Source organism: Geminicoccus harenae (assembly GCF_019800005.1).
Taxonomy (GTDB): Bacteria; Pseudomonadota; Alphaproteobacteria; order Geminicoccales; family Geminicoccaceae; genus Geminicoccus; species Geminicoccus harenae.
On record NZ_JABGCL010000080.1, the window covers coordinates 1 to 7,405 of the forward strand.

The window sequence follows — 7,405 nt, forward strand, 5'->3', positions numbered from 1 at the left end:
ACCGCCCCCCAGGAGATCTTGTTGATCATGATGGTGCGGGCATCGTCGGCCGGGGTCGCCGGGCTCATGTGCGGCGCATCATAGTCACCGCGGTTGCGCGGTGTGTCAGGATGGTGATTGGTCGCCATCGGCGGCTCCGTTCAGGAAGGGGCTGGCATGGTGCAAAAAGAAAGCCGCCCAAGGGGCGGCCTTCTGCGGTCAGGTCTTGTCACGCAGGCGTGTGGGATCGGTGCTGCTGAGGCCGTGGCCGGCGCGCTCGTCCTCAATCTCCACGTCCATGCTGCGCACCGTGTCGCGGACCGTCTCGGTCTGGATCTCGACGTCCTTGTGCAGGGCGATCTCTTCCTTCACCCGGGCAGTCTTGCTGACCACCACCTCTTCGCCGCGCTCCACCGCCTCGATGGTGCGCTCCTGGAAGGCAGCCACACCGGACACAACCTCCTGGTCCACCGGCCGGCGCTCGATCGTCACCCGCTCAGCGTGCAGGTCGACCTGCTCTTCCACCGGGCGCTCCACCACATAGGTACGCACCCGCACCCGACCACCACCAGCTTGGCGCTTGCCGACCTGCAACTCTTCCTCGGCGAGTTGGACGGTCGCCTCGGTGCCGACAGTGCCCATAGAGGCGGCTGTATCTGCATAGGCGCTGGTACGGGCGGCCTCGCTGTAACCGGCAGTGCCGATTGCGCTGGAACCTGGAACGGAAGTGTAGCTGCTGCTGCTCGTGGTGCCGGTGGCACTGGTGCCGCCGGTCCAGCCTTCGCTTCGCCAGGTCTCGGTACGCTCGTCCAGATCGATGGGATCGGAGCGCTCCATCACATCGACCACCTGGTCCTCCAGCCCATCCGGCACCCGGACCGTCAGCAGATAGCCGCCTCGCCGGATCCCTTCCGAATAGGCGTAGCGGTCCTCGTCGGGCATGAAGAGGTCGCCCAGGCTTGCCCAGAAGCCCTTGTCCTCCGTGCCAGTGGCCGATCCGGTGGTGGCTTCGGTATCGGCGCTGCGGACGAAGACCTCACTGTCGGCGATGCCGAGCGCGATCAATTCATCCCGGGCGGTTTCCGCGGCGCCGAGCGTGTCGTAGAGCGCCGTCATCGTCTGCGTCATTGGTCTTCATCTTCCATGATGATGGGGAAGCGCAGGTCAGGCTCTTCCAGCCGCGTCACCGTCGCATGCTCGGCACGGAGCGGTATTGTCCGACGGACCAGCTCCTCGCTGACGGTCTTGCTGACCCGGAGCTCCTCCTTGAGCATCAGCCGAGTCTGCACCACCAGCCGCTCCTCGAGCACGGGAATGATGAGCACCCCGTTCTCTTCGCGGATCGGCGGAACCTCCTCTACGAATTCACCGACCGGGACACGCTCGACCTTGATCTCCTCTTCCTTGAGAAGCGCCTCTACGACATGCGGCGTAGTCTCGACCTTGGTCTCGATCAGCACGCGGCCAAGCTCGACCAGATGCTTGCGGAGCTGAAGCTGCTCTTCCAGCAGTTCAACCCGCTGGTCGGGTTGGTCGGGGGAGGCTGACTTGGTCATGGGGCAGCAACGGAGGTCGCAGGCTCAAGTTCCTAGCCTGGACTAGAAGAGTAGGCTGTACCCGGCTTGATCCTCTGCTGCCTTCCGCCGGTGCTCGAGGATGGCGTCCCGGCGGAAGGGCACTCCCTCTCCAGGCTGATCACGATGGGCGCGCAGGCAGCGCCGGGATTACCCCGCCAGCTGCGCGGCTGCGCCACGCCGGCGTAAGATCCCTCGGACCGGTCATAACTTCAGCCCTGCCGTCGCCTTGCTAAGTGTTTGATCCCGCAATGTGGTGATCCATTGTACCACCACATTGCGGGATCAAACACCTAGCCGCCTGCAGGTCCAACGCTTCCTTCGCGGCGTTCAGCAGGCCCACCGTCTCACTCGGACGGTGGCCAGCCTGAACGCTCAAGCGGCGGGCCAGCCGCACGTCCCAGAAGCTGACAAGCTTCTTCTTGTCCTCGTCCACAGGGCAAGGCGGAAGCAGCCGATGGTTATCCTTGAACATCAGTCGGTTGACGCAGCTTGGCGCCAGATGGGCGGTGGGCGTCGTCCGCGGCCAACCTTGCAGAGACCTTGGGGGGCGGTTCCATGGTCAGGACCTTGCCTGACACGGGCCGTTCCCCTTCCTCAACCAGCAGCACATCGTCATTCCGCCTGGAACTGCCGGGTCAGGCGCCAGTGTTCGTCGGCCCGGTCTTCGGGACAACCCTCCTGCTGCCAGAGAAAGTAAGCACGCTCGCGTAAATGCTGCTCATCAGCGCGCTGCCAATATTCATCGGCCCGCCCTTCAGGGCAACCATCCCCTTGCCAGAGTAAGTAGGCGCTTTCGCGAACAGCCTGCTCAAGGCCCTGTTTTGTTTGGGACATGCCATCCCGATCATCCCCATACGGAGCCAAAGCCCCACCTCGGCTGACATGCATCCGGGTCGTCAGACCGTGGAGATCGTCATTGGGCACTATCTGTGCGTAAGCCGCAGCCTGTAACGCTTTGTCTTCGTACTGCGCAGCGGTCGAGGCGTCGGGACCACCCAGGGTGATGGGAAAAGTGTGCACAACTGTTTTGCGGCTGTCCAACACGTCAACTAGGCGCTCTGTCATCGTCTTCTCTCTCTGGTATGCCGCCATCCGTCATTCAACACGGCAAGCTGTCCCAGGCCGGATCGACACCACGATCCAGGCCGAAGCGAGCTCAGCCGGATAAGCGATGTGAAGTGCCAAATGGCGAATGCCAGCAACACGGCGGCCGTGAGGTAATTGGTCAGATCGTAGGTTGGGATCATCATGACATCTGCCGATTTTGCTGCCACCTGGGCAAGGTATTATATACGCTCATAACAGAGCAAGCGCATCCAAAATCATATGAAAAATTCAAATAAACTGATCGTTCTACAAATGCATACGAACCCTAAATGTACATAATTTTCCGCAAACATCAGCACCAATTACTCTTGAATGTTAAGGCAAGATGTACCATTCTTAATTAAGAGCCTCAACAGCAATAATTTCTAAATAACGTGTTGCTGGCTCTCAAAGGAGCCTGACCATGTTCGGATTTCAGGGCGGCGAAAGCACCGACACCGTCGCGCGTAAGCGGGGCTACATGGCGGATGCGCAACGGAAATGGCGCTTCCTGACCAACTTCGACTGCTCGACGATCCATACCGAAGGGCAGCTCCTCACCATGGTGAGGGTCCGCTCGGGGATCTCGCACACCCAGGCGAAGCAGGATGTCGATGCCTGGACGGCAGGCAAGGAATTCTGAGCCGGCCTTCGTATCTGACCTGCACAGGAAGATGATCATGGACATTACCAAGCCAGTAGAAGAAACCCCTGCGGTCGAGGAGAAAGGCCACGACGAGATGGCCAAGTATGGCATCACGCGCGTCTCCGTCGACCAGTATCACTACAAACAATATCGCTACACGCATCTGAACGAGGCGGTCGCCCAGGCCGAGCGTGAGCTGGCAGGATCCTCGGTGAATGGACCCCCGAAGCCTCGCCTACACTGACAAGGATGTGGCGCGTGACTTCCCCTCGGGCTGGCGCCGCAGGCAGCCCGAGGGTGCGCTGGAAGCATCTCCGCTTTCGGCGGAACTTCTCTGAGATGGACAAAGATCATGGTCAGCAACCGCAGCCTCAGCCAGAAATGGTCGGACTTCCGGGCGACGAAGGCGCAGCTCTTCTGGACAGGTGTGGGCTGCGCCGTCGCGACCATGGTCGTAGGCTTCACCTGGGGCGGCTGGACAACCGGCGGATCGGCGCAACTGGCGGCCGCCCAGGCCGGCACCACCGCCCGCCAGGAACTGGCCGCCGCGATCTGCGTCGACCGGTTCAATGCCGGTGGCGATGCGACCGCGCAGCTGGCCACGCTCAGGGAAATGAGCAGCTGGGAACGTGGCAAGTTCATCGCAGGCGGTGGCTGGGTCGCCATGCCCGAGATGATGGGCAAGACCGATGCGGCCGCCACCAGCTGTGCCGCCCAGCTCGTCGCGGCCCCGGCACCGCAGGCGGCCGCCACTACAACGCCATGATCTGATGCGGAGCCCGCAGCCGACCTGGCCCGCTCATGGGCCAGGTCGGCTGGTCATCCTGACTGCGTTGTCGCGGCCATAGTTGCGGACGCAGCTATCGCGGCTGGGTGTGAGAGAACTGGGCTAGTTATCCCCTCCAGGAGAGGCTAAAGTAGCGATGAATGTAGGTTAATTAATTCAAGTAATAATTAAATAATATCCCACGCACGATTCCCAAGCTGTGGAGCAGGAACAAACTGTTGCAGCTCCTGCCAGGATGCGTTCCGCTGTTCGGTAGCGAAACCTGAAGCGGGGTTAAGATTCTGGTGCAGCGCCTTGAGGCCAGCTGTCAGCCGTCGTCCAGCCGGTGGCAGCCAGGCTGTCCCGCTCCCACGACGCCAGCCAACGTCGTCAAGAGCATTCAGCAACAGACGCTCGTGCACACCGTAAGGCTCGTGGAGTCCCAGATGTAGAATAATGACCTCAGTCATGATCTTCTCTCCAGCTAATTATTGCATATCAAGATTCAGATCTGACATAGATATGGTTCAATTATTACAAAAAGCAATATAGATAATAATGTATCTTACCGCATGAAAATATAATTATACCGTAGTAGTATTTTCTATAAAATATTGTTTCATTGGTTGATCAACTGGAAATTACGGTGGGAGTGCGTCATTGCCCAAACTGGTTTTCGAGGTCGATCGTTCTGAACGCCGTCAAGCTTGGCGTGCTGAGCGCCTCGGCCATTTCGGCGACGGCCGACTTCCTAACGTTGGGCTTGGCTGACCTCTCGTGGCGGACGCCGACGACTGTCGTGGAGGGCCTACAAAGGGTACGCCTCTCCGGGGCTGACGACGCCTATGTCTTCGCGCTGACGCAGACCTCGACCGACATTCCGTGGAAGGCATCGGTCATCCCAACGAAGCTGCCGGCCACAGGCATCACCAGTCGTATGTCGCGGCCGATCGCGATGGGGATCAGGTTGGCAGAGCCGACGCTTCGGTTCGTGGGATCGAAGGTGATCCAGCCAGCACCCGGCACGTAGACTTCCGCCCAGGCATGGGTGGTGCCTGAGCCTTCCCGTCCCACGATGTCCTGAACTGGGTTGTGCAGATAACCTGACACGATCCTGGCACCGAATCCCAATGTCCGCACGGCGTCGATGAAGAGAACGGCCAAGTCCCGGCAGGAGCCCCAGCCGCGTTCCAGCGTCTGCACGGGTGTCTGGGTGCCCTCCTCTTCGCGCTCCTGATACGAGATCCAAGCCAGGATCCCCGCATTGATGTCCTTCAGGAGAGAAAGCGTATCGGTTGGATTGCTACGGACGAAGGCCTGAGCCCATTCCCGCAGTCGCCCAGTAGGGTCAGCATGTTGCGGAACCGCCAAAGCTCCGAGATCCGTCCATTCGTCGTCACTGTAGCGAAAAGGATAGAAGATCGCGGAGGCGGCGATGTCGAAGACGGGCCAGGCCGGGGCGTCAAGCTCGAGTTCGACGTTGCTGGTGATGATCAGGCTGTCGGTCATGGCCTGGAAAGCGGCAGTTGCCACCATGTTGCCTGCGACATCCTGTGCCCAGGTCACCGCCGCGGGTGGCTCAACAGTCAGGTCCATGGACCGCAGGCGGAGCTCGCGGCTCTCCCGTGGCCGAAGCATGAGACGATGCGGGCGCAGGCCGACGGGCTTGCTGTAGCGATAGGTCGTCCGGTGGCGGATTCTCAACGTGACCATGCCTGCTCCCGTGCAGTCTGCGTGCCCTGCATCGTCGTGTACGAGCAGCGTTCCCGGATCTCAGCTACTTTGCCAGTGTCACCGATCTTCGTGCCTGAGCCTCGTCCCGGCGGTTGCCCGACCAGCTTGGATCTTTCGGTGCCGTGGTTGGTGCGGCCATGGAGGACCCGGCCCATGGCGCGTCCCCCTCCCGGCGTTCGATGCCGAAGAGCTCCCCACGAACGGGAGCATCATCCCAGGGGGAGGCAGGGTGCGTCGGCCAAAGGGGCGCCATAGCGGCATCAGGTTCAAGGCTACCTTTCCAGCCGGCACCCTTCCCGCTGGGCGGCGAAAAGCTGCCGATCTCAGTGAAAGCCGAGGGCGATACTCGCTTTCAACTACCGACTCCTCTTCCTGCGAGGAGCAGCCCTTAATATTTGCCGCTTGATGAGCAGAAAGAAGAAAAACAAAGGCCCTGCTACCTTTCCAGGTGCAGGGCCATCAAGACAACGGACCTATCCGACAGAAGGCTACTGCAGCATGTCGATCCAGGCCAATGGCCTGATGGCCGCTAGTTTGGATGATCGATGCTCACCGATTGCCCGACCTCATAGATGCTGTGCCGCCAGCTCAGTTACGCCATGAGCCTCAGATTGTCGGCGGAAAGCTTGCCGCTCTTGCGATCCTGCACCAGGTCGAACTCGACCTTCTGGCCCTCGTGCAGATCGCTGAGGCCTGCCCGCTGAACAGCGCTGACATGAACAAAGGCATCATTGCCGCCTTCGTCCGGAGCGATGAAGCCAAAGCCCTTGCCGGGGTTGAACCACTTGACGGTTCCGATAGTCATGACGATTCCGTTTTCAGATAGGCACGTCTGGGTCACGAAGTGCGACCCACAAAAGAGCCTTTTGTCGGGAAAACGATCATCCGACCAAATGTCCCTCCTCGGAACATTGGGCGACATAACCTGCTTTCCTCAGCTTTAAATAGTCCTCAAGATGCATGAAGCAAGTGTGATATTATTGCCATCCAAACATTGATTACACGCATATTGAATTGTGTAGTGTCATATCAGAAACGAATTTTTCGCATATTAATTGATTGTTTAGAATAAAGAGCAAGAAGCACGCTTACGCGTTTATGGTAAACTAACTATTGCTACTATATATGGTGCAAAAATAAACACTCATGACATAAATCAGTTGATTGACTAGTGTGATAACTAAAACAGCTCGGAATAATGTTGGTGGACTCTGATCATCTCTACTTGAGAAAATAAAGATAATGCAGACAATAGGCGTTTGCCCTGCCGCAATAAGACATGTAAATTAGTATTTGGCAGGATTGGATTTGTATAAATTTAATACTATCTAAAACAGACTACATATATAAATATGTAGCTTAGCAAATTACAGATGGTTTGTTTATCTTATAGGAATCAATATTATTTTTCATTTGTCATTGTGCGACGCAGCATGACGAACTACATGATGTTTCGACACACAGGCTTCCTGCCTGCTCCCATTCTGATACTGCGAGGCCAGCTTTCATGGCGCAAATCTCCAAGACCCAGGCTGGCGAAGCCAGTGACAACGTTGCCGAACTCAGCCAGCGCATGACGGACCAGACGGGAGACGCAGTCGGCATGGGGGTCGCCAC

Annotated in this window: 8 protein-coding genes; 3 read left to right on the forward strand and 5 right to left on the reverse strand. The window is 58.5% G+C overall.

Annotated features, from left to right (window positions below; all coding sequences use genetic code 11):
* Window positions 1–198: 198 nt before the first annotated feature.
* From HLA95_RS26375 to HLA95_RS26385, 3 genes are all read right to left on the reverse strand, one after another.
* A complete protein-coding gene (locus HLA95_RS26375; RefSeq protein WP_222185024.1) occupies window positions 199–1,107 on the reverse strand; it encodes a YsnF/AvaK domain-containing protein in 909 nt (302 codons plus the stop codon).
* The gene (locus tag HLA95_RS26380; protein ID WP_222185025.1) at window positions 1,104–1,535 is read right to left on the reverse strand and encodes a YsnF/AvaK domain-containing protein; all 432 of its coding nucleotides are present in this window, start codon (window positions 1,533–1,535) and stop codon (window positions 1,104–1,106) included. The genes HLA95_RS26375 and HLA95_RS26380 overlap by 4 nt, the downstream gene beginning before the upstream one ends.
* A gap of 633 nt (window positions 1,536–2,168) precedes the next feature.
* Window positions 2,169–2,648: a DUF2934 domain-containing protein gene (locus tag HLA95_RS26385; protein WP_222185026.1), complete on the reverse strand. Its 480-nt coding sequence runs from the start codon at window positions 2,646–2,648 to the stop codon at window positions 2,169–2,171.
* 418 nt (window positions 2,649–3,066) lie between these two features.
* Between HLA95_RS26385 and HLA95_RS26390 the strand changes: the two genes are divergently transcribed.
* The 3 genes from HLA95_RS26390 to HLA95_RS26400 all read left to right on the forward strand — a co-directional run bounded on the left by HLA95_RS26390 (window position 3,067) and on the right by HLA95_RS26400 (window position 4,054).
* Window positions 3,067–3,285: a hypothetical protein gene (locus HLA95_RS26390; protein WP_191060361.1), complete on the forward strand. Its 219-nt coding sequence runs from the start codon at window positions 3,067–3,069 to the stop codon at window positions 3,283–3,285.
* A gap of 37 nt (window positions 3,286–3,322) precedes the next feature.
* A complete protein-coding gene (locus HLA95_RS26395) occupies window positions 3,323–3,532 on the forward strand; it encodes a hypothetical protein (protein ID WP_191060362.1) in 210 nt (69 codons plus the stop codon).
* A 108-nt stretch (window positions 3,533–3,640) separates the two neighbouring features.
* Complete coding sequence (locus tag HLA95_RS26400) at window positions 3,641–4,054, forward strand: hypothetical protein (protein ID WP_191060363.1); 414 nt, start codon at window positions 3,641–3,643, stop codon at window positions 4,052–4,054.
* An 843-nt stretch (window positions 4,055–4,897) separates the two neighbouring features.
* On the opposite strand, the gene HLA95_RS26405 is transcribed toward HLA95_RS26400, so the two are convergent.
* Together HLA95_RS26405 and HLA95_RS26410 are read right to left on the reverse strand one after the other, a co-directional pair.
* A complete protein-coding gene (locus HLA95_RS26405; protein ID WP_191060364.1) occupies window positions 4,898–5,767 on the reverse strand; it encodes a transglutaminase family protein in 870 nt (289 codons plus the stop codon).
* 613 nt (window positions 5,768–6,380) lie between these two features.
* Window positions 6,381–6,593 carry a cold-shock protein gene (locus tag HLA95_RS26410; RefSeq protein WP_191060366.1) on the reverse strand — a complete coding sequence of 71 codons (213 nt, stop codon included), beginning with the start codon at window positions 6,591–6,593 and terminating at the stop codon, window positions 6,381–6,383.
* Window positions 6,594–7,405 lie beyond the last annotated feature (812 nt).